Raw genomic sequence first — 25,142 nt, forward strand, 5'->3', positions numbered from 1 at the left:
AGATTTCCAATGTTGCTTTAACCACGCCACTGCTTTTTCTCCTTTCTGCTGGCAAATTTTCTCTAAAAAGAATCATCTTCGAAAATAGACTCGTGCTACTTTCGAAGATGTTCCAATCCTTTAATCATTAAAGATTTTTAACACGACGTTTTGCAACCATGTAAACGAAAGCAACTAGAATAGCTGTAGCACCTACGACATAGAGCATTTTAGTACCAAATGAACCAGTTGATGGCAATTCAGCACCTTTGTGGTTAAGAACGCTAGCAATACCTCTATCCTTGTTAACTACAATTTCTTGACGGCTAGTTAATTTATTATAACCAGCAGGTGCTTTGATTTCTTCAAGGTAGAAAGTTGAACCATCTTTTAGACCTGAGATATAAGTCATACCAGCTGGGATAACTTCTACACAATCTGAAGCAGCATCAGTTGAAACAGCAATACGATACATAGTATCTGAAAGTTTCACAAATTTAAGTGGAGTTGTACTTGTTTCAGAATCATAAACTTTGAATTCAGCACCTGTCAAAGTGTTAGTACCATCTGTTTTAATAATTGTAAATCCGTAAGTTTTAACAGATTCAGTTTCAGTGCTGATATTATTTGAACCACCATCGTAAGCATAAGTGATTTTAGCACCGTTGGTAGCTTGACCTGTTAGAGCAGTAACACCTGCTGCACCTGGCAATACAGTAGCAGAATAAGTAATAGTTACTTCTGAAGGAGTGTCATAAAGTGAATTATTATCACTATCAACCCAAGGAAGAACAATTGTCAATTTACCGGCAGAATCAACCATTTTAGTTTCTGGAGTAACTGTTTGTTCAGTACCGCTGACTGTACTTTTTACTTTAACAACAACAGAATCTGCATTGATTGCTAAGTTAGTTGGAGTATCGACGATAGTGTAACCAGTAATTTGTTTACCTTCACCACTAACCATTACATAGTTTGTTGCAGTGTATTTAACAGTATAGTTAACAGTATCACCAATTTTTGCTGATTCTACATTTGCATCCTTTGTAGCATTGCTTGGACCAGCAGCATTTTTATCAACAACGTATGCTTGTGGAGTAGTACTATCAACTGTGATAGTTGCACCAAGTGAAGATTTGATGAAGTAGTAACCAAAATCTAGGCCATCAAATGTTACTGTGTTACTAGTAGCTTCTTTAGGAGTACCTACTTGAGTACCAACACCTTCAGCCCAAGCTTTAAACTCATCACTTCCCACTACTGATTGAGTAGTCGTTGATTTCGCTGTAACGTTTCCAGCATCATCAACATCAAAGTAAGTTGCAACCTGTGCTGCTGTTACACCATCTGGTAGTGTATAAGCAATAGCTCCATTATCACCTACTGTGGCATTAAAAAGTTTATAAAGGGTATAAGTTTGTCCCAATTGGGCGTTTTGAACCGTAATGGTTCCGGTTGTATCCGCAAAGACTTGACTTCCGGTGAAAAGAAGTGCAAGAGCTGCGAGGAGTAATGTCATCACATTTCTGATCTTTTTCATAGTGAACCTTCTTTCTAATTTTATCCTAAAAGTTTTAAAACGACATCATTTGGCATCACCTCCTAACCACTATCGTTAATAGCTTTTTTCCATCTATTAAAGATAGTAACTAGTACAGCGACAACCATTAATATAACACCTACAATAATGAATTTCTTCGTTCCGATACCACCGCTACTTGGTAATTCACTACCTGCTTGGTTGACAACTTGGAGACGATAATTGTAATTACCAATACCATTTATAATTCGTTTATTATCATCGGCAGCAACAACGTGACCATCCTCATCACAAAGTTCAACAGTGTAAATAGAATTATCATATTCATCACGATCTTCAAGAACATTGAAGCAGACGTATTTATTAACAACTCTATAACCATCTGGTGCAGAATTTTGTGTAAGGCGATAACGCCCTGGTGTTAATCCATTGATATTAAAGCCATCTGTGGATGTTACATCAAAGCTATCAAACTCACTACTGATATCTTCCCAAACACCAGCACCACGTTTTTCAAGTTTGAAATTTCCACCAGAAAGAGCGGGTGACCAGCCACTTCCAGTTACTTGTAAATTAATTGTTGGCGTAACAATCAAGTGACCATGTGTAATGGAAATGTTGTAGTTTGTAGGTTTAGTATTTGGCAACAAAGTATAAGTAAAGCGATTATAACTTGTACCAGGATTTGTTTGACTACCAGTGAAGTTGTAAGATTGAATACCTTCACCTAAAATAAATCCTTCGGTGTCAGTCATTGGACTTGGTGTGACGGTATGCGCTGTCAATGGTGTACCATCGTAAGTCTTCGTTGCTTCAGCAGATGTCAAAACAACATCACGCTTATAAATAGTAAGAGCACCATTTGACACTTGGAAGTGAACATCGAAGTTAGGATCTGTATTTGTAAATTGGTTAGACAAATTCAATAAGTAAGTACCAGCGTCTTTTTGAGTGATAGATGGCTCAGCACCGTTAAATTGAATTTTATTTTCTGAATACAGATTTGTACTGATACGTGTCACTTCATAACCTACTGTTGAGTAAGTTCCGTCATAGACTTTAGAAATCGTATCACCAGTAATGATAACTGAAACATATTGTTGTCCAACAGTTAAGGTACCAGGAGTATAGATGATATTGTAGTAATCATTTCGATTATTACCATCGTCATCAGTAATGGTAACGGCTGTTGGTGTTGTACTGCTTGTTCCAGCGTTAGTTTGTGAACCTGAGTAAGTCACCGAAGCTAACTTATCACCACTTTGAAGGGATTGACGATAGACATCTGTCAAATCCGATAGACCACTACTCTTAAGAGCTTGACCATCGTAAGATTTTTCTTTATCACGCGCTACGATATTAATATCTTTCTTATAATAAAGATTGATATCAATATTTTCACCACCTCTAAAGGTATAGATATTTTTGACACTTGTCGGGTTATTCTGATTTGTGACATCTTGTCCTGAATCATAAGTGTAACCTGAAATGTCTAGATGATGGTCGATAGTATTACAAGTACCACCTTCATGGAAGGTTTCTTCAACTGGTGCTTGACCAGGAATTGAATTACCATCCATATCAAGATAGTGGAAAGTAATGTGACCATCAGACTTCTGACTGTAGTAGAAAGTAATGACGTTATTTGCCGCATTAGATGTCAAAGTCAAACTCAAAGTATCATCTAGTGGATAGTAGTCACTACCAACATCTGGAGCGACTTCCTTAACACGAACCGTATCACCAGTAACAGTCTTAGTAACTGATGGACTTAATTCAGTCTCAGTACCTTCTAGTAAGTAACGAACGGTGTAATCTACACTAGGTTGTTTTCTAGTATAGTAGAAAGTAATCACATTATTTTCATAACCAAGGGTTACAGATTTTTGGTTATTACCTGGACGGTAACCTGTGATAGCAAGGGCTGTTTCAGTAATGGTATCGCCAAGTTGAAGAGCCGGACTTGTTACCACCTTGTCAGGTGCTAACTTACTTTCATTGTTATCAGCATCGACATATTGAACGGTGTAAGTCAATGGATTTAATTTCCAGTGAGCTGTTAAGACCGTATCTTTAGTGATTGGCTTAGTCCAGTCAAATCGTTTACCTTCTTGGTCGAACCAACCATCAAAGGTATAGTGATTTCTGATTGGATCTGCTGGCGCTTGTGCACAAACGTATTTTTCAACAGATTGTGTCGGTGGAGCTGTTCCTTCACCACCATTTAAGTCAAATGACACGTTGTAACGTGGGGCATTCCATTTCGCGTACAAGACCAAATTGTGGTTTGGCATTGTGTTGAAGGTATAAGGTGTTGTTAACATAGCATCCTCATACCAGCCACCCCAAGTATAATCACTATCAACACCTGCTGGTCGGCTAGGTTGGTAATTATACTCTGATGATGAAATGTCGGCTTCAAATGGAATATTAAGCTTGTGACCTACTTCATCATTACCATAATAGTAGTCAATTTGGAAACTATCACGGTCATAGTAGAAACGATAAGTTCTTTGAGAAGTTGAGGTACCTTCATAATGAACACCGTTTTGAGTAAAGCTTTGGTCCGTACGGTAAGTATAACCATAAATTTCTTTGGCAGTAAATGTACCAGAGTTAAAGATGAATGATTGACTATACTTACTAGATTTTACATATGAACCATCTGGCTGTTGTAACCAGTATTCAGCTGTATAGGTATTACCACGGTTAGTCCAAGTAGCTTTAAAAGTTCTTGTTGTTCCCGTATCTGGTAGAAGTTCAGGTGTCACTTCTTGACGTTTAGTCTTGTATTCATTTTCCCAAGAATCAAAGAAACGTTCTGTTGAAACTTGGCCAAGATAGTTAAGTGAATAAACTTCCCTCGGATTTGACGTTGAACTTGGCCAAACACTTGAAACATCTTGACCTAAAACAACATTTGTCAACCGATATTCCGTTCCTTGGTAGGTATGTCCACCAATATCAATACGACCTAATGAATATCCCCAACTAGAAAGATTCAAGTCAAAGATAAAGGTATATCGTTTTAGACTATAATATACGTTCAGGACAGATGAACCATCCGCTGCTACGACGATCGATGACGTACTATTTGGTCCGCCAGAAGCATTTTCACGTTCATAACCTTTTGGAACAACAGATAGATTTGGAGCACTTGAAGCATTTATGGTTGTATCAACCGTACCAGTACGTACGATAGCACTATCGTAAACATAGTGTGTGGTATTTGTCGCATTATCATAAACTTCTTTATAATAAGCTATTGTATAAGGTACTGTATCTGCTTTCCATTTAGCATATAAGGTCTTGTCACCATTAAGTGTGACATTTCCTGTAACCTTATTACCACTGAATTCTGGGTTATCATACCAACCATCAAAAGAGTAACCTTTTTTCTGTGGCACGTTACTTGTAATCGCAACAGATTCACCATACAAACCTTCTGTTGGCTCGATATAATAACCACCGTTGGTATTGTAGCTAAGTTCAAAAGTCTTACGTGTGTAGTAAACGTATAGGTCTTGACCTTGAGCTTGTGTAAGAGTTACTGAATTTGTTCGTTCAAAATCAGCAAAATCATAAGTCAAAACTTGCGGTCTAATGGTTGAACCGAGAACACCGTGAGCTTGAACAGTTTCAATCTCACTGTAGTTATCATTGTTCAAGTTTTTCAACATGTAGTGAACATTGTAGGTCGCGTCAGCTTCAACATATTCAACTCTAACAGTGATATTTTGGTCGATGTTACCATCTGATGAATCTTTAGCTGCTAAATCAGCCGCATTAGCAAATTCAATGATTGATTGGCTTGGATAGTAGATTTCATCTTGCGATACACTAGGATCATCTCCTGGTCTTACAGAAGGTGGGGGTGTGACACGATATGGTGTATCTTTGGCTTCGACTTGGTGAACGTCATTACCAAAGACCGTATCACTGTTAGTCGTATTATTGTGATAGAAATATTGGATTGTTGCATTGTAAATCTTAATTTCTGAGTACTCTGCAACAACTGTCATATCACTAGTAATCGTTGTGTCCTCTGTAACAGTTGAATCATCAGCTTGATTCTTCCATCTTGTGAAGCGATAGCCTTCACGATAAACGGGCGTTGGGAAAACTTCAATCGTTCCGCCATCGGTAACTTCAGCACTTGTCATTGTATGTTCAATGCCGCTGTTATCAGTGTACTTGAAGGTAACTGTGTGAGTTACTGATCGTGGTGTATTTTTAGCTTGAAGTTTAGCACCGTCAGTTGCTTTGTCATCTTTAGGGTCGCTTGATGTGACCAAAGCGTAAGCTGAGAATTTACTGTTTTCAAAGGAAACCGATGTAATCTTGTGGTCAATTTCTTTGACATCCTTTTGAGTGATGTTTTCTTGTGAACCATCGTCTGGGAAATGAATGACATCAAAGTTATCTTTAGCAGCCATAGCCTCGCTCGGTGTAATTGTCACCTTAACGTCAGCTTTTGGCTCAACCTTCTGACCATTTGATACAAAGGTAATATCGTAGAGAAGAACACTTTCGATGTTCTTTCCTACTAGAGAATTTTGTACTTTTTCATAATTCGCTTGGTAAGCAGCATCGTCATTTTTGATTTCCTTGACGGTTAATGTTGTATCCTTAGGCAACTGTGCCTTTTCATCAACATCAGCTTTAATCGTGTAATCTTGATTTTCTGCTGTCAAGGTTGTCGCTTGTGTAATTAAATCAGGTTCATCACTTGCTGCTTGTGTAGCACCGCTATTTGATGTATCAGCTGAGGAACTTTCTGTTGTAGATCCTAACTGATTATCCTGTGGTGCTGGCAGCGATGGTGGCGATTGGCTACTTTGTTCAACTTCTATACCAGGATCTTGCGAAGCAGTCTCATTATCAAGGGTGATAGCTGGTAAAATCAAAAGATAAGCTGTCACCAGAGCTACTATAACGGCAAGGAAAGTGGCAAGTTTTTTATGATTCTTGATTAAATCTTTTCGTCTAAAAAAATTTCTCATCGATTTTCACTCTCCTTCCCTCCTAAAACATCAGTGAAAATATGTCGACAATTACTTTTAATTTAGAGTACCAATATCCGATAAAGGCCAAATCCTAAAAATTAGTTTACCAACTAATTGTTCATCAGAAACTGTACCAACAGAAGTATTTCGTGAATCAATCGAAACGCTACGGTTATCTCCCAAAACGAAGATACGGTTTTCTGGAACTTGGTAAGGAAACTTAATGTTTGTCTCACCATAAGATTTGTGTTCGATATAAGGTTCTTTTATTTTTTTGCTATTGACATAAACCGTTCCATCCTTGGTGATGTTAACCCAATCACCCGATTCTGCAATAACTCGTTTTACCAAAATATTGTTGTTGTAATAAAAAGCGACGATGTCTCCTGTCCTAAAGTGATTACTTTTAACTGTCAAGACCACATCTCCACTATCTAGGGTTCCCTTCATGGATTTCCCATAAATCCTAAGGGTTGGAAGGTAAAGCATAGCTACCAAAATAGCAAAGGCAGCTACAACAATTAACATAAAAACCGTACTTCTTATCTTCTCGGTAAAAAGTTTACGGTATTTCGCTTTTTTATATAACTCTTCAATCTCACTGGTTGTGGGAAGAGTAATTTCATTATCCTTTTTCATACTCCGCTTCTCCATTCATTTGTTTGACATTCTTAAGGTACAAGTCTGCTGCTCTTTGGCTTTCTTCAAAAACTTTTGTCAAACTAAGGGAAGCTTCTGCGATAGAACCAGCGTTGGCTAGTTTTATCTCTTGATTTTCTAATTTTTCATTGGCTTTTGCCAATTCATCTCTTAATCGGTCGATTTCTTTACTCTGCGCTAGCATGATTTCATATAGTTCGATACGTTTTAATCTTCGAAAATTACTTCTACTCACATAAATCGCCTCGATTCTTCTTATTATTAAGCGTTTTCCTTTAATCTTATTTTAGTACTTTTGACTTTGATTTTCAATTATTTTCTGTAGATTTTCTTAAAAAATTTCGGCAATTTTGGTTTTATGAAAAAATATCTTTTAAAGACAAAAAAAGAAGCTGAGCTCTTTGTCTCAGCTTCCAAAAAATTTTTTTCGTATGTCATCTAACATACCATTCTCATAAGGAGTTAGGCTGTTAGATTATTATCTCCGTTTTTATAGCGATTTAAATTCATTTTCAGCATTGTACATATACCTCCATGAGTTTTTTAGTCACTACTTTTTTACATTGGTATCACTCCTTTAGCTATTTTATGCAACTAGCTAAAGTATCACCATTTTTATATCTTGCTACGTTCATAAGATACCTCCATTAATTGAAAATACTCACATAACAACGATAATTATTATTTTTTTTCTGTTTCTTTGATAGGGCGATTGACTCGTCGCCATATCTTTTTTGAGTCTCCATTTTTGTAACGGCCTACATTGATTGCTTTCACATCTATCACAACTTTCATTAAAAAATTAAAAGCTTTTTTCAAACATGGAAGCAATATGATTAGAAGCCCTTTCGATTACTACTGTTACTAGCAACAAGATCAACCGGTATTATTTCTTGCACCAGCTATTTCTAATCGTTCACTTCCAATTAATATCTTCATCTAAAATGTGACATCACTCCTTCATTGACCTAAATTCAACTAGTTGTTAGTCTCCATTTTTGTAACGACCTACATTTATCATCAACATAAGACGTTCCTCCGATGTTTCTTTTGTTACAAATTTTTTGAGATTTGAGGTATAAATCTTTATGGCTAATCAAAGTGACTAATCACCATTTTTATAGCGTCCTAAGTTTAATTTCAACATAAGCGCCACCTCCATAACGTAAAGTTAACTGTGCCTACTTAACTCCGACTAGAGACTTTATCACCATTTTTATACCGGGCGACATGTGGTTTCATCATAAGAACTGTTACCTCCTTACTTCGTTTCTTTTGTCATCCTTCTTTACACTTTTATTATAATGTAACCGCTTACCTTTTGTCAAGAGATATGTGCTTTTTATTAAAAATTTTTTCCAAGAACTTTTATTACCCTTAAGATATGAACTTTGCTAAAATGGAAACATGATTAATTTAACTGATTATGGGATTGAGATGTGGGACGATGAAAAGATTGCTTCTTTTCGCCGTACCCTGCTCAATTGGTATGATAATGAAAAACGCGACCTACCTTGGCGCAGAACTAAGAACCCTTACTTTATCTGGATTTCTGAGATCATGCTGCAACAGACACAGGTGGTTACGGTAATTCCTTACTATGAGCGCTTTTTAGAATGGTTCCCGACAATTGGAGATTTGGCAAATGCTCCTGAGGAGAAATTGCTCAAAGCTTGGGAAGGGCTAGGCTATTATTCACGTGTGCGTAATATGCAAAAAGCAGCTCAGGAAATCATGGAAAAATTTGATGGTGTCTTTCCAGATAATCACAAGGACATTCTTTCTTTAAAAGGGATTGGTCCTTACACTGCTGGCGCTATTTCTAGTATTGCTTTTGGATTACCTGAACCTGCTGTTGATGGGAATGTCATGCGCGTGATGGCACGACTTTTTGAAGTCAATTACGATATTGGTGACCCCAAAAACCGCAAAATCTTCCAGGCGATTATGGAAATCTTGATTGACCCAGAACGTCCTGGGGATTTCAACCAAGCACTGATGGATCTGGGAACAGATATCGAATCAGCCAAGAATCCTCGTCCAGATGAGTCTCCTATTCGCTTTTTCAGCGCAGCTTATTTGCATGGAACTTACGATAAATACCCGATTAAACTCCCTAAGAAAAAGCCAAAGCCGCTGCAAATTCAAGCCTTTGTCATTCGGAATAGCAAAGGTGATTTCTTATTAGAAAAAAATCTTGATGGGCGTTTGCTTGGCGGCTTCTGGTCATTTCCAATCGTGGAAACAGACTTTATCGGACAGCAGCTAGATTTATTTGAAAAAGATACCACTTCCCTTCAAACCGTTTCACAAAAGGCACTTTTTGAAAGAGATTATCAGGTCGCTCCTGACTGGACCAAGCGAGAATTCAACCTAGTCAAACACACCTTTAGCCATCAAAAATGGACTATCGAACTTCTTGAAGGTTTGGTAAACTCAAACGAAGTGACTACAAATAAGGAACTCCGCTGGGTCTCACAAGACCAACTTCAAGACTTCCCCATGGCTACACCACAGAAGAAGATGCTGGCAGAATATCTTAAGAAAATTGATTAAGACCAATTTAAGCAAAGCTTTATAATATAGCCATTCCTAATGATAATATCTCAAGATGAATCGTTCACAGATATTAAAAACGTATCCTCAAGTAAAAGTCCTGATTTTTCAGGGCTTTTTTTCTTGTCATACTATGTTCCTAAAAAATGATACTTTCCTCTCCTATAACAAAAACGTTTTCAATTATTTTAAAAAAGGAGTATGATAAAGGTAATTATTTGTGTAAAAGGAGTAGACTATATGAAATTAGTTGCTATTGTTGGGACAAATTCAGCTCGTTCAACAAACCGTAAGTTGTTAAAATTTATGGCTAAGCATTTTGCTGATGTGGCTGATATTGAACTTCTTGAAATCAAGGATTTGCCTGCCTTCAATGAACCTGAGGATAAGATTGCTCCTGCTGTTGTTGCTGCATTTTCTGAAAAAATTGCTAGCGCAGACGGGGTTATCATCGCTACACCTGAGTATGACCATACCATTCCAGCACCGCTATCTTCTGCTCTTGAATGGATTGCCTACACAAGTCGCGCGCTAATCAATAAACCAACCATGATCGTGGGAGCTTCTCTTGGAGCACTGGGAACCTCACGCGCTCAAGCTCATCTTCGTCAAATCTTGGATGCTCCTGAATTAAAAGCTCGTATCATGCCTGGCACAGAATTTCTTCTTGGTCATTCCGAACAAGTGTTAGATGACAACTTTAACTTAAATAACCCTGAAAAAGTCGCTGAACTGGAAGATAATTTCAAGGAATTTCTAGCTTTTGTAGACATTACCAATCAAGTTGTCAGCAAAGCTAATACTGACCGTAAAAAAGCTTTTGCTTGGGAAAAAGACTAGGAGGTTTATTATGAAATTAGTGGCCATCGTCGGAACAAATGCCAAACACTCATACAACCGACTTCTACTCAAATACATGGCAAAACATTTTGCCAAAGAAGCAGACATTGAAATTCTAGAAATCACTGATGTGCCAATGTTTAATGAAACTGATGATCAAACAGAGTCTGCTGTTATCCAAACTTTCAACACTAAAATCACTGAAGCTGATGGGGTTATCATCGCTACACCAGAACACAATCACACCATTCCATCAAGCCTAAATAGTCTTATCGAGTGGTTGTCATTTAACATTCACCCTTTGACAGGCAAGCCAATTATGATTGTGGGAGCTTCATACGATATTCAAGGCTCTTCACGCGCCCAACTTCACCTACGTCAAATTCTAGACGCCCCAGGAGTTAATGCCGTTGTCATGCCTGGTAGTGAATTTTTACTTGGACGTGTCCAACATGCCTTTGATGAAAATGGTGACCTCAAAGACCAAGGAACCATTGATTTCTTGGAATCTTGCTTCTTCCGCTTTATTCGCTTTGCTAATATTGCTAATCAACTCAACCAACCTGAAGAAGTTCGATTTGAACCTGGTACTTATCACGTCACTACTGTCGGTCACAACGGTGATTTACCAATGTCTGTGACTTTGTCAGAGGACCGCATTGAAGCTATTGATATTGATTCTTCTGGTGAAACTGGTGGTATTGCTGACGTGGTCTTCACACGTATTCCAGATGAAATCATCGAAGGACAAACCCTTAATGTCGATGCCATTTCTGGTGCTTCAGTTACTTCAAAAGGTGTCCTAAATGGGGTCGCGCGTGCGGTGCGCCAAGCTGGTGCTAATCCTGACGCCCTTCGTTCACGTCCAAAAGCACCATCAGCTCTAGACAAAGAAGATAAGAATTATGATACTGACCTTGTCATTGTCGGTGGCGGAGGTGCTGGACTTACCGCAGCTGCTCGTGCACTTCAAGCTGGCAAAAAAGTCATTCTCGTTGAAAAATTCCCAGCTGTCGGTGGAAACACTGTTCGTGCTGGTGGACCAATGAATGCTCCTGACCCTGCTTGGCAAAATACATTTCCTGCCAATCCTGGTGAAGCGCACAATTTACAAGAGCTTCACGACATTGATGAATCAACTATTGACCCTGAATTCTTGCCTGATTTCCGTGCTCTTAAGACCGAAATTGAAGAATACCTCAAAGACCCAACTTACCTCTTTGACTCAAAACTTCTCTACCGCATCCAAACTTATCTTGGCGGTAAACGTAAAGACCTCAAAGGTCACGAAATTCACGGGAACTACGAACTCATTCGCGTCTTAACAGAACGTGCTCTTGAATCTGTTCGTTGGCTTGAAAATATCGGTGTTGAATTCTTACGTGACGAAGTAACTATGCCAGTTGGTGCTATTTGGCGTCGTGGTCATAAACCAAAAGTTCCGATGGGAGTTGCTTATATCGCTGTCTTGAAAGATTTCGTTTTGAAAAATGGCGGTACTATTCTAACAGACACCCAAGTTAAAGAACTCATTGTAACCAATGGTGTCGTCACAGGTGTTAAAGGTAGCGGACGCAATGGACAAACCATTACCGTCAATGGTAAAGCTGTGATTTTGACAACAGGTGGTTTTGCTGCCAATACTAAAATGCTTCAACAATACAACACTTATTGGTCAGAAATCGATGATGACATTGCGACATCAAATACACCTGCTGCTACTGGTGACGGTATCCTACTTGGTCAATCTGTTGGTGCAGACCTTGTCGGAATGGGATTCAGCCAAATGATGCCCGTATCAGACCCAGTGACTGGTGCACTTTTTACCGGTCTTCAAGTTCCGCCAGCAAACTTTATCATGGTCAACACCAAAGGTAAACGTTTTGTTGATGAATATGGTAGCCGTGACCAATTATCACAAGCAGCCATTGATAACGGTGGGCTTTTCTATCTGATTGCCGATGAAAATATCAAAGAAACAGCCTACAATACCAGTCAAGAAAAAATCGATGAACAAGTCAAAGCCGGTACCCTTTTCCGCGCTGATACCTTAGAAGAATTAGCAGAGCAAATCAATATTGATCCAGCTACTTTGGTAGAAACAATTACCAATTACAATTCTTACGTTGACGCTGGACACGACCCTGAATTTGACAAAGGTGCCTTTGACCTTAAGGTCGAAAAAGCACCATTTTACGCGACACCACGTAAACCAGCCACACACCACACCATGGGTGGTTTGAAAATCGATACACACGCTCACGTTATCAACGAAAATGGCAAGGTCATCAAAGGACTCTTTGCCGCTGGTGAAGTCGCAGGTGGTCTTCACGCAGGTAACCGTCTCGGTGGTAACTCATTAACAGACATCTTCACATTTGGACGTATCGCAACTGATACAGCCATCGCTGAATATCTTGACTAAATAGTCAACACCAAGGAGAGTGTTTAGAATTAATCTTCTAGGCATAAGAAAAGCACCCTATCCGCCAAGATAAAGGGTGCTTTTTTACGTAATTCACAATCTTTTGATGATCTCAAATCCTCTTACATACAAAAAAATTCCAGATTTAAAATCTGGAATTTCTAGGAGATTCGCAACAGCTACTTTATGTCAACAGCTGCTACAACTATGAAAAAGAAAGTTTATTTAGGATTGACTATAGTATAGCCAGACTAGCTTAAGCCAACCTGAATTTTTTCTTATAGAAAGCTTAACTTCCTTAATGCCCCCGTTTTTTCTGATGACGCTTTTCTTGCTTAAGTGTGAACTTTCGCTCTTTTTCAAGTTCCCGTCTTAATTTTCGGTCAGACTGTTTCATCTTCTTAGCTTGTTCATGCATCTCCTGCTTAGCAAGCTGAGCCTTAGTTGATACTGCTGGCTTGCGTTTTGCTTTATTAATTTCTCGTTGCATACGCTTTGGATTCTTTTTCTTTTGAGAAATAGCTAACGCTTCAACACTAAGATTGGTTTCAAACTTATCATATTTGCTCAGCCATTCTCCTAAAGAAAAATCGACAAAATGTCGAATTGTATCGTCTTTTGGCTCTTTGCCAAATACATAACGAAAAGCCTTGTAACGTTTATTCGAATCCGTAAATTCAACTAAAGCTGACCAAAATGCACCATCAAAATATACTGTCATTTTCATAACAGCCCCTCCTTGATATGAATTGACAATGGACGACCTCGGAAGGGGAAGGTTACTGATACAATTACTGTACTCGCAGACTACCAACTGTGATGTGTTTTTATGTCAGCTTTAGTATAACAAATTTAAAAAAAGATAGCAGTTTTTCACTCAAACTGCAAAAAATCCTGCTAAATCAACAGTTAGGACATTAGCTACTGCAAACTGATATTTTCCACGAAAATGTGCCAAGTGTGTCATGGTTCTGATATTGTATTTCTTGGCAAATTTTTTGTAAGCAACATAATCGATGTCTTTGGTATCAAGGCAATAAATCACTTGATCAATTTGACTGAGTCTGTCCAGAGCATTTTGAGTATCGACATTATCAAGCCGACCAATCAGCAAATAAAAGTCCTCTTTGGCTGCCATTTTACCCTTGACCTCATCAAGACTTACAAATTGAATATTATCTGCCGTTTCAGCTTTAGCATCCCCACAATGAAATAAAAAGGCTAGCAATAACAAGCCAAAAATCGTTACAAGTCGCATCTCTTTTCCTCCTACTTATTTATTCGAAAAAGAAAAGAAAAACCACCAGAAAATCTGGTGATTTTATCAATTTTATTTTTCTGAATAAGGGACTAGGTACAATTTTCCATTTAAGTATTCAGCTAAAAAGATCTCTCTAGGGTTATCAATATTTTGTTTCTTAAGTTTTTCTAGCAGCCAATCTTCATCCTGATTGATTAATTCTAAGACATCGTAATTAATGAAACCATTGCTAATCAGTGGGAATCTCGGATTTTCCGAGTTTTTATCTAGAATCGTTAGCTTGCCATTTGGCTCCATAATGGCACTCTTCACATCTTGGGTCGAATTCAAACCTTCCATTCTCAAATGGAGCATCAGCTGGTCTGCTGTAACACCTAATTGTGCACAATTTTCCACATTTACTTTGCCGTCTTTAATCAAAATCACTGGATTTCCCACAACAACAGATTTAATGTATTTATTGTTAATCAAGAGTTTTACGATAATAACCACCAAAGACCAAATCAACAAAATAATTAAAAAGGTCGAAATAGAAATCGAACTGTTGTAAATCACACCACCAATAATGCCACCAAGGACAAAGTTTTGAATCTGATTTAACGGTGTGTTTGCTGAAAATTCATATTTTCCGAGAACGTTAATCTGTAAAATCGTCGCTAAAATTCCTAGGAAAAATTTGATACTTATCAACACATACATATTCATCGGCTACTTTCCTCCATTAAGGTAAACACGGTGATCAATCACGTGTGTGCGCTCAAGTGTGTAAGAATTATTATCATCATTCAGATGAACAGTGTAGTCTTCTTTATTATAACGAACGATGATACCATCTTTTAAGGTTGTTGAATTGACTAAGACATCCTCAGGTTTTAAATCGTTATCCGTAGCCACACTTTTGATGAATTTGACAAGAACTTGTGACTGTGAAAAATCATGGTTATTTTGCATGTAATCTTCAACTTGAATCCCCAGAAGAATGAACATCAACACCACGATACCAATACTAATATCGCGAAGACGCGTCTTCAGCCTATTTCGCATATAATGTAGACTTGTCAGTATCACAATAGCAAGCAAGACAATCAAAATCACAGACCTCAAAACCAGATTAAAAGACTGATGCTGCGTTATGTAATCTAAATTATAGAAATTCATCTCACGTCCTCCTAAAATCCTTTTCTTTAGCTTTTTTACCATTATACTATTTCTGACACCAAAAAACTCCCGAAAACTTCGGGAGTTTGTCGTCTATAAATGCTTGATTAGCTCAATTCAGCAACGATTGCTTTGATTTGGTCTTTAGTGTGAACACCAGCGACTTGTTTCACAACTTCGCCATCTTTTTTGAAAAGCAATGTTGGGATTGACATGATACCAAATTTTTGAGCTGTTTCTGGGTTTTCATCAACATCGATTTTAACGATTTTAAGTTCGTCTTCGTCCATTTCTTCTGACAACTGTTCCAAGATTGGAGCTTGCATCAAACATGGACCACACCAAGTTGCCCAAAAGTCAACAAGGACAAGACCTTCATTTGTTTCTGCTTCGAATGTAGCATCAGTAATATTGTGTGCCATAATGTAATTACCTTGAACTCCCAGATGGACTGACTTGTTTTTTCATTAAAAAACGGATACGAATCAGCCTAGCATCCCAAAGTTCTTTTTCCTTTTCTATTAGTTTATGAGCCTATTTTACGGGAAAATTGTCTTTTTGACAACTAATTGCTACGCAAAAATGATTTTTTGAAAGTCTTCTCATTTTCCTTATCTGGTATGCTCGTATGCTATAATAAAACTATTATTAGATAGAGGATTCTTATGAAAAATTACGCTGAATTTTATAACAAGCTAACAAAAACTTTTCAAGATAAACCAGCAGCTATCCGCAGCTTACAAGTTATCAACAGTTTATTAACCAAAGTCATGTATCTGGTTTACCCACTTCTTCTTATCCACCTTTTTATCAACACTCCTGACAAACTTTTTATTTTTATTCTTATCCCAGGGTTATCATTTGTCTTGGTGTCGCTTGGTCGTCACTTGCTTAATGCCCCACGTCCTTATGAGACTTGGAACATCACACCACTCATTTCTAAAGATACCAAAGGGCACTCTTTTCCAAGTCGTCATGTCTTTTCTGCTAGCATCATTAGCATGGCTGTGTTGACACAATCAAGCTTTTTAGGTCTTATTTTACTAATTCTATCGCTTGTCATTGCTTTTTGTCGTGTGCTAGGTGGGGTTCATTACCCGCGTGATGTCGTGGCAGGTTATCTTATTGGTCTTATCTGTGGATTATTTTTATTTCTTTTTTAGTTATCAACACAAAATCCCCAACTCAACGAGCTAGGGATTTTTTTGAACAATAATTTTTTTGCCTTAAAACTTATCCACTTATTTATCAACAGGATGCAAATTTTTAAGGGATAAATCCAAGATTTTAGCAGAGTGAGTAAGGGCACCACTTGAGACGTACTGCACATCCAAGTCCAAGTAAGAAGCGACATTAGCCTTAGTCACATTACCAGAAATTTCAATTTCTGCTCTGCCTGCAATCAAAGCAACAGCTTCTTGCATTTGGTCATGGTCCATGTTATCAAGCATGATAATATCAGCACCTGCTTCAACGGCTTCTTTAACCATCTCAAGTGTTTCCACTTCAATTTCAATTTTGCGGACAGATGGTGCGTAAGCTTTGGCAGCAAGAACGGCTTCTTTAACACCACCAGCAGCACCGATATGGTTGTCTTTCAAAAGAACACCGTCAGACAAGTTGTAACGATGGTTTTTACCGCCACCGATTTTAACAGCGTATTTTTCAAAAATACGGTTATTAGGTGTGGTCTTACGTGAGTCAAGAAGCGTGATTGGACTGTCTTTTAGGAGCTCAGCCATTTCATGGGTGTAAGTAGCAATCCCACTCATGCGTTGCAGATAATTCAATGCTGTGCGTTCTCCTGAAAGAAGCACACGGATGTCACCATAGACTGTGCCAAGCTTTTGTCCCGCCTTAACAGCATCGCCATCTTTCACCAAAACGTCAAACTTCGTTTGTGGGTCAAGTAAATAAAAGACGCGCTCGAAAACAGGAAGTCCACAGATAATCCCATTTTCTTTACAAATCAAGTCAACTTGACCAGCTACATTTTCTGGCATGACACTATTAGTTGACACGTCTTCGTTATTGATGTCTTCTGAAAGAGCGCTCAAAATCAGCGGATCAACATTTAATTTTAGGGTAATTGGATCTAACATCATTATCCTTTCTCATATCTCACAACCATTAACCGATAACAGTTTCTAGTTGATTATTTTCTGTTAATTTTTCAACAACTAATTTTTTATAGTCGTCTGCCAAGATATCGTCATCTTGATAATCTAGCAAATCAAGCTCAGCCAAATTTTTTGGAAGTTCTGATACGCTCTCATACTTAGCAACCAAGTCTTTAGCTGCGCGTTTTGCAAAAACGAGACTTTCAAGTAGAGAATTACTTGCTAGACGGTTTTGACCGTGAACCCCATTACAAGCTGTTTCACCAACGGCATAAAGGAAGTCCATACTTGTCTTACTATGGTGATTAACCTTGATACCACCCATAAAATAATGCTGTGCTGGCACAACTGGAATACATTCTGTGAATGGGTCATAACCAGCCTCACGACAGTGTGCCAAGATATTTGGAAAATGTTCTTCCAATTCTTTTTTCGGAATGGTACGCAAATCTTCCCAGACGTGGTCTGTCCCATCTTTTTCCATTTGTTTTAAAATGGCTTGTGCTACCACATCACGCGGTTGCAATTCATCGACAAAGCGATTCATATTCTTATCATATAAAAGAGCTCCTTCACCACGAACGGACTCAGAAATCAAGAATGAACGTTCTTTTGGATTTTCTTGGTAAAGGGTTGTTGGGTGAATTTGCACATAAGACATGTCCTTAAGCTCAATGTCATGTTTTAGGGAAATGGCTAGCGCATCACCAGTCAAATGCTTAAAGTTGGTACTATTTTTGTACAAACCACCGACACCACCACTAGCAAGAACAGTCACATCAGCTGTGATTTTTTGCAAATCTCCATTTTCAAGACGGACCACACCACCATAACAACGGTTATCTTCTTCCAAGATATCAAGAAGACAAGTGTGTTCCATCAAGGTAATATTTGGACGTTTTTTGACCGCAGCTAACAGTCTGCTTGTGATTTCTTTACCTGTAGTATCTTGGTAAAAAAGAATACGTTTATCAGAGTGAGCACCTTCACGAGTGAAGGCTAGGTTACCATTTTCATCACGTTGAAAATCAACACCATAACCAATCAAATCTTTGATAACATCAGGTGATGACTTAATCATCAAATCAACAGAAACCTTGTCATTTTTGTAGTGACCAGCACGCAAAGTATCTTCAAAAAATGAATCGTAATCCGACTCATCTTTTAGCATACAAATACCACCTTGGGCTAAGAATGAATCACTGTGTTCTAATGTATCTTTAGAGATAATAGTAATTTGAAGTTCTTGTGGCAAATTAAGGGCTGTATAAAGTCCTGAACAACCACTACCGACAATAAGTACATTTGTTTTCATACAAACCTTCTTTTTTAACGATTGTTGAATAAACAATCCATTTGGCGAGTCAGATAAAAAAAGAATTCCTATAATACCATCATCACTAACCTAAGCATAAGCTTCTCATTTTCTGTATGATATCAATGCGAGGCATACTTAAATCAGTCTTTAGGAACTTTTTCAATCAACTCTTATCAATTAAAATCATACGACTTAGAACATATTTTACCACCAATCAAGACACCTGACAAGACACCTAGCTAAAATTTATTTACAGGTGTCTTGACACCTTCTTGACTCGGTACTATAATATATAACTAAGACAATCCTAGGAGGATCCCATAAACATATAATGAATACAAGAGAGATGCAAGACGAAATTTTACGTCTCAAAAAAGAAAAAGGGGTTTGTATTTTAGCACACGCCTACCAAAGTCACGACATTTGGGAAGTTGCCGATTTTGTAGGCGATTCTTTTGCTTTAAGTAAATATGCTGCCAAAGCACCACAAGATACCATCATGATGTGTGGCGTGCGCTTTATGGCAGAAACCGTTAAAGTTTTATCACCTGAAAAGACAGCTCTTCTAGCCAACCCAATGGCTGGTTGCCCAATGGCAGCTCAAATTGACAAAAAAATTGTTACTTGGCTAAAAGATGCTCACCCAGACTACACTACCGTTGCTTATATCAACACCACTTCAGAAGTGAAAACAATGGTCGATGTCTGCGTTACATCTTCTTCAGCTGTCAAAATTATCAACAACATTGACAACGATAAAATCCTTTTTGTCCCTGACCGCAATCTTGGACAATGGGTCGCTGAACAATGTCCTGATAAACAATTTGAATTTTTCAAAGGTGGTTGTCCAACACACATGCGCATGCGTAAACGCGATGTGCTCAGAGCACGTGAAGCTCACCCAAATGCTAAAGTACTGGTTCACCCAGAATGTCTAGCTGAAGTTACTGAGTTAGCTGATTTTGCTGGAAGTACAACAGAAATCATGGCTTACGCTAAAAATAGCACTGACAAAGAATTTATCATTGGTACTGAAAGCAGCATTGTTGAACACTTACAATTTGAATGCCCTGATAAACGCTTCTATCTTCTATCAACTGAATGTGTTTGTCACAACATGAAAATGACAACTCTAGCTGACATTTACAACTGTTTACTTGGACGAGCAGGTGAAGAGATTGAGCTTGACGAAGACACTATCAAAGGTGCTCGTCATGCCATCGACCAAATGATTCTGCTTGGACAAAAATAAATTGATTTGCATTTTCTACATTTAAAAAGCCTGCAAAATTGCAGGCTTTTGTCTATTCACAGAAAAAAACTGTCCATTGGACAGTTTTTTTACCCTAGATTTGCAATTGTACAGCCACTACCACCTGCATTTTGTGGAGCGTAGCCGAATGATTTGACGTGTTTGTTGCGTCGAAGGTATTTTGTCACCCCTTCACGGATAACACCTGTTCCGATACCGTGAATGATATCAACTTGAGCCATGTTGTTAAGCAAGGCTTGGTCGATAAATTCATCCAATTCTTGCATGGCTTCTTCGTAGCGTTTGCCACGTAAATCAAGTCGTGCACGTGGTCCAGCAGATTTCTTGCTTTTCTTAACCACATGAACTTGTTTTTTCTTAGGTTTTTGCGCTTCTTCTTGAACTTTGACAAGGCTAAATTCGTCTTCTTTAAGTGTCATCTTAATAAGACCAACTTGTGCTTCCCATTTGCCATTTTTGGTTTGGTTAATCAAGGTTCCGCGTTGACCATAAGCTGTGACGATAATATCATCACCCACGCGCGGTGCACGCAATTTCTTGGCTTTCTTAAGAACTTTATTTTTCGATAAATCAACTTCAGGCGCCAATTTTTTCAACTGGCTCTTAGCTTCGATAACTTCGTGTGGTTTAAGACTAGCTTTGTGATGAAGATTTTTGAGGATTTCTTCACTTTCAGCCATAGCTTTATCCACAATTTCTTGTGCCTTAGCAGAAGCTTTTTCAAGTTCTTTATCTTTGGCATGTGAGAATTCGTTATAAAGTTTCTTGACTGCACGGTTGAATTTGAGGTTATCTTGTTCCACTTCTTTGATGTGGTCAAGACGTTTGCGGCTTTCATGCGTTTGTTCTTCCAAACGTTCGATGATGCGGTTAACATCTGTATCAGAATCCGTCAAACGCTCTGCTTCATTGACAATCACTTCAGCAAGACCTAATCGACGAGCAATTTCAAAGGCATTTGAACGCCCTGGCACACCTTGCATGAAATGATAAGTTGGACTCAAAGTCTCTGTGTCAAATTCCATGCTGGCATTTTCAACAAATTCTGTCTCGATGCCGTAAACTTTCAACTCAGGATAGTGGGTTGTCGCCATGGTTTTGACTTGCGTTAAACGCAAATGTTCCAAGATAGAAATGGCAAGACTTGCTCCTTCTTGTGGGTCAGTCCCTGCACCCAATTCATCCACAAGGACCAAGCTGTCTTTATCAGCAGCTGCCAAGATATCCACAATATTTGTCATGTGGCTTGAGAATGTTGACAAGCTTTGCTCGATAGATTGTTCATCACCGATGTCAGCAAAAATCTCATTAAAGACAGCAACTTTACTACCTTTATCAGCTAAAATCGGTAGACCAGATTGCGCCATTAATTGTGCCAATCCCAAAGTTTTCAACATGACAGTTTTACCACCGGTATTTGGACCAGTGATGACGATAACTGTCAATTCATCCAAGAAATGCAGGTCATTTGCGACTGGATTTGTCAACAGCGGGTGACGAGCTTGCAAGAGTTGCACAGTCTTATCTGTGGATAACTGTGGGACAACTGCTTTATTTTCTTGCATGAAGAGGAATTTTGCACGCACAAAATCCAAATGTCCCAAAACCCAAGCATTATTTCGAATAATATTAGTATGAGGGCGAAGCATATTTGACAATTCGCGTAAAATACGAGCCATTTCATGGCGTTCATCTGCTCGTAATTGTGTGATTTCTTCATTTAATTGCACCACTGCACGCGGCTCAATATAAACCGTACTTCCTGATGCTGAGATATCATGTACAACCCCTGAAATGCGATTGCGGTAGCTATTTTTCACCGGCAAAACCGCACGTCCATTACGACTAGCAATCAAAGTCTCTGTCAAATGGTCAGCTTGCTTTTTCAAAATGTCCTGCAAGACTTGACGAACTCTGCTTTCATCATGATTGATTTGACGACGAATTCGGTCTAATTCATGACTTGCAAAATTCTCAATAAATCCACCATCGTTAATGGCTTGTAAGCTTCCTTGCAGACTTGGCAAAAGTTCAATTTTCTCAAAAAGAGTATTTAAAGCCGTCAAGTTAACATTTTCCAAATCATTATAGAAATGCTTAACTTCTGCTGATACTTGCAAGATTTTCTTAATATCAATAATCTCTGAAACATTGACATCCGCATCTAATTCCAAGCGGCGCATGCTTTCAGAAATATCACGTAAACTGCCTAAACCAAAGCCATGTTGCTCAACAAAAATCTGCTCCATATCTGACATTTCAGCAAAAGAACGTGAGATACGGTCAGAATCTGTCATTGGAGCAAGCTTACGCAATTCATCTTGCCCTTGTTCAGTTTGTAAATAGCCAGCAAAAAGTTGCTTGACCTTATCAAATTCTAACTGTTCTAAAATTCTGTTATTCATATCACTATTATACCAAAACTTACCTTATTCTAGTGCTCTTTTAGCACACTCATGTTCATACAAAAATAAGGGCTAAACGCCCTTCTTCTTATCCTAAAATGGCTGTTACCCAAAGTGCCTTAATAACACCTGTCAATGGTTGGAAATAATTAATAATCAAACGTGCAATCCAGCTGCTTGAGAGAAGATTTTGAACCATTGACATTGGGACTGTTGCAAGTAATGTCAAGACTAAACCGAAAAAGACTAGCGCTACCAAAACGGCTAAGACACCGCTAAAACAATTAAGCTTGACACTATCAAAATGATGAATCGGTACCAAATGCACCAAAATCCCTATAAAACGAAAGATGGCATAAACCAGCATGTAAATAGCTGTGAAAGCCACCCCAGCATAATAAACTCTATCTAAATCAAAAATATTAACATCTGTGAAGAAATTCATACTAGCACCTTGCCCAGCATTTGAGTAAGGAATCCACAAAGTAATCTCTTCAGACAACGCTTCATAAAACCGGCTAGCCACGACTAATGACACAATACTAGCTACAAAATAATAAGCTTGCAAGATAATGCCACGTGAATAACCAATGTAAAAATGCCAAGCTAAAATCAGCAAAATAAAAACTGATAACATATATTATTCCTCATCAGAATCAGATTTGCTGGCTTTCTCCTTAATATCGTCAATCGCCTCAGAACGGAGAGCCGTCAATTCTTTTTCCATTTTTTCAACTTCAATCTCACGACTAAGCTGAGTTGAAAGCGAATTGAGAGCCATCAAAATAGCAATCGTTTCATTATCAGCTTGTGGTAATTTTTCTTTGATTGTATTATATTTTTCTTTGGCTACACGCTCAACTTCCTCCATAAAGAGGTTATCCTTATCTGTTGTCAATGTGAGCGACTTTTCTCCAAAGACGAATTTATAACGATTTTTGCTTTCCATATAGTCACCTCCTTGACATTATACCTTAAAATAAACATTTCGTAAAATGAAAGCGTGAAAATCCCAGTTTCAACAGGCTATTTTGCCACCTTGTCATCTTTTTATGTTACAATAAAATTATGAATACAATTGTTATGAAACTAGGGAAAACTGACTTGCAAAACCTCACTAAAACACTGTCTGGCAAACAAGTCGCAAACAATAATCCCTACGTCACTTTTGCCGCAAAAGTAAATGGCGTCACAGTGCTTGTGTACACCTCTGGTAAAGTCGTTTTTCAGGGAAATGCTGCACAAGAAATCGCAAGCCAATTTGGCTATCAAGCGTCAGAAGATACACAAGATACTAAGGCTGGTCAAGCCATGCCTTTAATCGGCTCAGATGAAGTTGGCAACGGTTCTTACTTTGGTGGCTTAGCGGTTGTTGCTAGTTTTGTAACTCCTGATGACCACGCGCTTTTAAAGAAACTTGGTGTCGATGATTCTAAGAATTTAACAGATAGCAAAATTCGCCAAATCGCCCCAATCTTAGAAGAGAAAATCAAGCATAAAGCTCTGCTATTGTCCCCTCAAAAATACAACCAAGTCGTCGGAAAGGGCAAGATGCATAACGCTGTCTCTGTCAAGGTTGCACTTCATAACCAAGCCATTTATCTGCTGCTGCAAGATGGTGTAAAACCTGAAAAAATCGTGATTGATGCTTTTACAAGCCGTCAAAATTACGAAAAATACCTCAAAAATGAGGTAAATCACTTTGACAATCCTCTAACGCTAGAAGAAAAGGCTGAAGGAAAATACCTAGCTGTCGCAGTTAGTTCCATTATCGCCCGTAACCTTTTCTTAGAGAATTTAGATAAGCTAAGCCAAGAAGTACAGTACAAACTCACAAGTGGTGCTGGTAGCAAATCTGATAAAGTAGCTAGTCAAATTTTAGCAGCTTACGGCATGCCTGGTTTAGAACACACTGCAAAACTCCACTTTGCAAACACCCAAAAAGCACAAAATTTATTAAAAAAATAACATCGAGGAACCAATTATGAAACAATTCATCAAAGAATGGGGACCCTTTATCCTCTTTTTCATCGCTCTTGGTCTTGTTCGTCTTTTCCTTATCCAGCCTGTGAGTGTTGACGGTCATTCTATGGACCCTACACTGGCTGATGGAGAACGCCTAATCGTTCTAAGAACTGCCAAAATTGATCGCTTTGATATTGTTGTAGCGAAAGAAAAAGAAGGTAACAAAACCAAAGAAATCGTTAAACGTGTCATCGGACTCCCAGGTGATACCATTACCTATAAAGACGATACCCTTTACGTTAACGGTAAAAAGACAAGTGAACCTTATCTAGACAAATACCAAAAAGCTTTCGATGATGATGAGTTGCAAGACATTTACTCTTACAACACCTTATTCCAACAACTAGCTGAAAGCTCTGATGCCTTCACTACTGCTAAGGATGGCAGCACTGAATTTACTGTCAAAGTTCCCAAAAATCAGTATTTCTTGCTTGGAGATGACCGCATCGTTTCAAAAGACAGCCGTGAAGTTGGTTCCTTCAAAAAATCAGCTATCGTCGGCGAAGTCAAATTCCGCTTCTGGCCACTCTCAAAAATTGGAGGCGTCAACTAAGTTCAATGAAGACTTAACTCACA

Annotated in this window: 21 protein-coding genes; 7 read left to right on the forward strand and 14 right to left on the reverse strand. The window is 38.4% G+C overall.

Translation table 11 applies throughout. From position 1 onward, the window contains the following. Positions 1 to 127: 127 nt before the first annotated feature. The 4 genes from BLR83_RS06150 to BLR83_RS06165 form a co-directional block, all read right to left on the reverse strand. Entirely contained in the window at positions 128 to 1,519 is a 1,392-nt protein-coding gene (locus BLR83_RS06150; protein WP_074560871.1) for a SpaA isopeptide-forming pilin-related protein, read from the reverse strand. A 62-nt stretch (positions 1,520 to 1,581) separates the two neighbouring features. Further along, the gene (locus tag BLR83_RS06155) at positions 1,582 to 6,522 is read right to left on the reverse strand and encodes an InlB B-repeat-containing protein (protein ID WP_074560872.1); all 4,941 of its coding nucleotides are present in this window, start codon (positions 6,520 to 6,522) and stop codon (positions 1,582 to 1,584) included. A gap of 57 nt (positions 6,523 to 6,579) precedes the next feature. Further along, positions 6,580 to 7,164 (reverse strand): signal peptidase I, encoded by a 585-nt coding sequence (lepB, locus tag BLR83_RS06160; protein ID WP_074560873.1) that lies wholly within the window; start codon positions 7,162 to 7,164, stop codon positions 6,580 to 6,582. Further along, entirely contained in the window at positions 7,151 to 7,420 is a 270-nt protein-coding gene (locus BLR83_RS06165) for a DNA repair protein (protein ID WP_142349919.1), read from the reverse strand. The genes lepB (BLR83_RS06160) and BLR83_RS06165 overlap by 14 nt, the downstream gene beginning before the upstream one ends. A gap of 1,172 nt (positions 7,421 to 8,592) precedes the next feature. Here BLR83_RS06165 and mutY point away from each other — a divergent pair. The 3 genes from mutY to BLR83_RS06180 all read left to right on the forward strand — a co-directional run bounded on the left by mutY (position 8,593) and on the right by BLR83_RS06180 (position 13,006). Then, positions 8,593 to 9,741, forward strand: a complete 1,149-nt coding sequence (gene mutY, locus BLR83_RS06170) for an A/G-specific adenine glycosylase (protein WP_074560874.1) — start codon at positions 8,593 to 8,595, stop codon at positions 9,739 to 9,741. 240 nt (positions 9,742 to 9,981) lie between these two features. Further along, entirely contained in the window at positions 9,982 to 10,581 is a 600-nt protein-coding gene (locus tag BLR83_RS06175; protein WP_074560875.1) for an NADPH-dependent FMN reductase, read from the forward strand. A 10-nt stretch (positions 10,582 to 10,591) separates the two neighbouring features. Beyond that, complete coding sequence (locus BLR83_RS06180) at positions 10,592 to 13,006, forward strand: flavocytochrome c (RefSeq protein ID WP_074560876.1); 2,415 nt, start codon at positions 10,592 to 10,594, stop codon at positions 13,004 to 13,006. A 298-nt stretch (positions 13,007 to 13,304) separates the two neighbouring features. On the opposite strand, the gene BLR83_RS06185 is transcribed toward BLR83_RS06180, so the two are convergent. From BLR83_RS06185 to trxA, 5 genes are all read right to left on the reverse strand, one after another. Further along, complete coding sequence (locus BLR83_RS06185) at positions 13,305 to 13,733, reverse strand: YjdF family protein (protein WP_074560877.1); 429 nt, start codon at positions 13,731 to 13,733, stop codon at positions 13,305 to 13,307. Between the two features lie 150 nt (positions 13,734 to 13,883). Beyond that, a complete protein-coding gene (locus BLR83_RS06190; protein WP_074560878.1) occupies positions 13,884 to 14,264 on the reverse strand; it encodes a hypothetical protein in 381 nt (126 codons plus the stop codon). A 72-nt stretch (positions 14,265 to 14,336) separates the two neighbouring features. Beyond that, the gene (locus BLR83_RS06195; protein ID WP_074560879.1) at positions 14,337 to 14,972 is read right to left on the reverse strand and encodes a DUF421 domain-containing protein; all 636 of its coding nucleotides are present in this window, start codon (positions 14,970 to 14,972) and stop codon (positions 14,337 to 14,339) included. Between the two features lie 3 nt (positions 14,973 to 14,975). Continuing rightward, the gene (locus tag BLR83_RS06200) at positions 14,976 to 15,425 is read right to left on the reverse strand and encodes a DUF3290 domain-containing protein (protein ID WP_074560880.1); all 450 of its coding nucleotides are present in this window, start codon (positions 15,423 to 15,425) and stop codon (positions 14,976 to 14,978) included. 107 nt (positions 15,426 to 15,532) lie between these two features. Further along, a complete protein-coding gene (trxA, locus tag BLR83_RS06205) occupies positions 15,533 to 15,847 on the reverse strand; it encodes a thioredoxin (RefSeq protein WP_015695637.1) in 315 nt (104 codons plus the stop codon). Positions 15,848 to 16,090: 243 nt separating this feature from the next. On the opposite strand from trxA, the gene BLR83_RS06210 reads away from it, so the two are divergent. Further along, entirely contained in the window at positions 16,091 to 16,588 is a 498-nt protein-coding gene (locus BLR83_RS06210; protein WP_074560881.1) for a phosphatase PAP2 family protein, read from the forward strand. A 78-nt stretch (positions 16,589 to 16,666) separates the two neighbouring features. On the opposite strand, the gene nadC is transcribed toward BLR83_RS06210, so the two are convergent. Further along, positions 16,667 to 17,527 (reverse strand): carboxylating nicotinate-nucleotide diphosphorylase, encoded by an 861-nt coding sequence (nadC, locus tag BLR83_RS06215; protein ID WP_074561108.1) that lies wholly within the window; start codon positions 17,525 to 17,527, stop codon positions 16,667 to 16,669. Positions 17,528 to 17,555: 28 nt separating this feature from the next. Continuing rightward, a complete protein-coding gene (locus tag BLR83_RS06220; RefSeq protein ID WP_074560882.1) occupies positions 17,556 to 18,860 on the reverse strand; it encodes an L-aspartate oxidase in 1,305 nt (434 codons plus the stop codon). Positions 18,861 to 19,194: 334 nt separating this feature from the next. On the opposite strand from BLR83_RS06220, the gene nadA reads away from it, so the two are divergent. Beyond that, positions 19,195 to 20,115, forward strand: coding sequence for a quinolinate synthase NadA (gene nadA / locus BLR83_RS06225; protein ID WP_074560883.1), 921 nt, complete (start codon positions 19,195 to 19,197; stop codon positions 20,113 to 20,115). A gap of 89 nt (positions 20,116 to 20,204) precedes the next feature. Here nadA and BLR83_RS06230 read toward each other — a convergent pair whose 3' ends face one another. The 3 genes from BLR83_RS06230 to zapA all read right to left on the reverse strand — a co-directional run bounded on the left by BLR83_RS06230 (position 20,205) and on the right by zapA (position 23,490). Next, positions 20,205 to 22,541, reverse strand: coding sequence for an endonuclease MutS2 (locus tag BLR83_RS06230; protein WP_074560884.1), 2,337 nt, complete (start codon positions 22,539 to 22,541; stop codon positions 20,205 to 20,207). Between the two features lie 88 nt (positions 22,542 to 22,629). Beyond that, positions 22,630 to 23,178: a CvpA family protein gene (locus BLR83_RS06235; RefSeq protein WP_074560885.1), complete on the reverse strand. Its 549-nt coding sequence runs from the start codon at positions 23,176 to 23,178 to the stop codon at positions 22,630 to 22,632. 3 nt (positions 23,179 to 23,181) lie between these two features. Further along, complete coding sequence (gene zapA, locus BLR83_RS06240; protein ID WP_006531956.1) at positions 23,182 to 23,490, reverse strand: cell division protein ZapA; 309 nt, start codon at positions 23,488 to 23,490, stop codon at positions 23,182 to 23,184. A gap of 119 nt (positions 23,491 to 23,609) precedes the next feature. Here zapA and rnhC point away from each other — a divergent pair, with 119 nt between their 5' ends. After that, complete coding sequence (gene rnhC / locus BLR83_RS06245) at positions 23,610 to 24,509, forward strand: ribonuclease HIII (RefSeq protein WP_074560886.1); 900 nt, start codon at positions 23,610 to 23,612, stop codon at positions 24,507 to 24,509. A gap of 16 nt (positions 24,510 to 24,525) precedes the next feature. Beyond that, positions 24,526 to 25,119 carry a signal peptidase I gene (gene lepB / locus BLR83_RS06250; RefSeq protein WP_074560887.1) on the forward strand — a complete coding sequence of 198 codons (594 nt, stop codon included), beginning with the start codon at positions 24,526 to 24,528 and terminating at the stop codon, positions 25,117 to 25,119. Positions 25,120 to 25,142 lie beyond the last annotated feature (23 nt).

The organism is Streptococcus equinus, from assembly GCF_900101445.1.
Classification (GTDB): domain Bacteria; phylum Bacillota; class Bacilli; order Lactobacillales; family Streptococcaceae; genus Streptococcus; species Streptococcus equinus_B.

What these genes read in the sequence shown, in the direction of transcription:
- BLR83_RS06195 (WP_074560879.1), bottom strand. Translation starts at nt 14,972, where the DNA reads ATGAATATGTATGTGTTGATAAGTATCAAATTTTTCCTAGGAATTTTA.
- BLR83_RS06235 (WP_074560885.1), bottom strand. Translation starts at nt 23,178, where the DNA reads ATGTTATCAGTTTTTATTTTGCTGATTTTAGCTTGGCATTTTTACATT.
- BLR83_RS06220 (WP_074560882.1), bottom strand. Translation starts at nt 18,860, where the DNA reads ATGAAAACAAATGTACTTATTGTCGGTAGTGGTTGTTCAGGACTTTAT.
- BLR83_RS06185 (WP_074560877.1), bottom strand. Translation starts at nt 13,733, where the DNA reads ATGAAAATGACAGTATATTTTGATGGTGCATTTTGGTCAGCTTTAGTT.
- BLR83_RS06190 (WP_074560878.1), bottom strand. Translation starts at nt 14,264, where the DNA reads ATGCGACTTGTAACGATTTTTGGCTTGTTATTGCTAGCCTTTTTATTT.
- BLR83_RS06180 (WP_074560876.1), top strand. Translation starts at nt 10,592, where the DNA reads ATGAAATTAGTGGCCATCGTCGGAACAAATGCCAAACACTCATACAAC.
- BLR83_RS06230 (WP_074560884.1), bottom strand. Translation starts at nt 22,541, where the DNA reads ATGAATAACAGAATTTTAGAACAGTTAGAATTTGATAAGGTCAAGCAA.
- nadA (WP_074560883.1), top strand. Translation starts at nt 19,195, where the DNA reads ATGAATACAAGAGAGATGCAAGACGAAATTTTACGTCTCAAAAAAGAA.
- lepB (WP_074560873.1), bottom strand. Translation starts at nt 7,164, where the DNA reads ATGAAAAAGGATAATGAAATTACTCTTCCCACAACCAGTGAGATTGAA.
- trxA (WP_015695637.1), bottom strand. Translation starts at nt 15,847, where the DNA reads ATGGCACACAATATTACTGATGCTACATTCGAAGCAGAAACAAATGAA.
- mutY (WP_074560874.1), top strand. Translation starts at nt 8,593, where the DNA reads ATGATTAATTTAACTGATTATGGGATTGAGATGTGGGACGATGAAAAG.
- BLR83_RS06210 (WP_074560881.1), top strand. Translation starts at nt 16,091, where the DNA reads ATGAAAAATTACGCTGAATTTTATAACAAGCTAACAAAAACTTTTCAA.
- zapA (WP_006531956.1), bottom strand. Translation starts at nt 23,490, where the DNA reads ATGGAAAGCAAAAATCGTTATAAATTCGTCTTTGGAGAAAAGTCGCTC.
- lepB (WP_074560887.1), top strand. Translation starts at nt 24,526, where the DNA reads ATGAAACAATTCATCAAAGAATGGGGACCCTTTATCCTCTTTTTCATC.
- BLR83_RS06175 (WP_074560875.1), top strand. Translation starts at nt 9,982, where the DNA reads ATGAAATTAGTTGCTATTGTTGGGACAAATTCAGCTCGTTCAACAAAC.
- BLR83_RS06150 (WP_074560871.1), bottom strand. Translation starts at nt 1,519, where the DNA reads ATGAAAAAGATCAGAAATGTGATGACATTACTCCTCGCAGCTCTTGCA.
- nadC (WP_074561108.1), bottom strand. Translation starts at nt 17,527, where the DNA reads ATGTTAGATCCAATTACCCTAAAATTAAATGTTGATCCGCTGATTTTG.
- BLR83_RS06155 (WP_074560872.1), bottom strand. Translation starts at nt 6,522, where the DNA reads ATGAGAAATTTTTTTAGACGAAAAGATTTAATCAAGAATCATAAAAAA.
- BLR83_RS06200 (WP_074560880.1), bottom strand. Translation starts at nt 15,425, where the DNA reads ATGAATTTCTATAATTTAGATTACATAACGCAGCATCAGTCTTTTAAT.
- rnhC (WP_074560886.1), top strand. Translation starts at nt 23,610, where the DNA reads ATGAATACAATTGTTATGAAACTAGGGAAAACTGACTTGCAAAACCTC.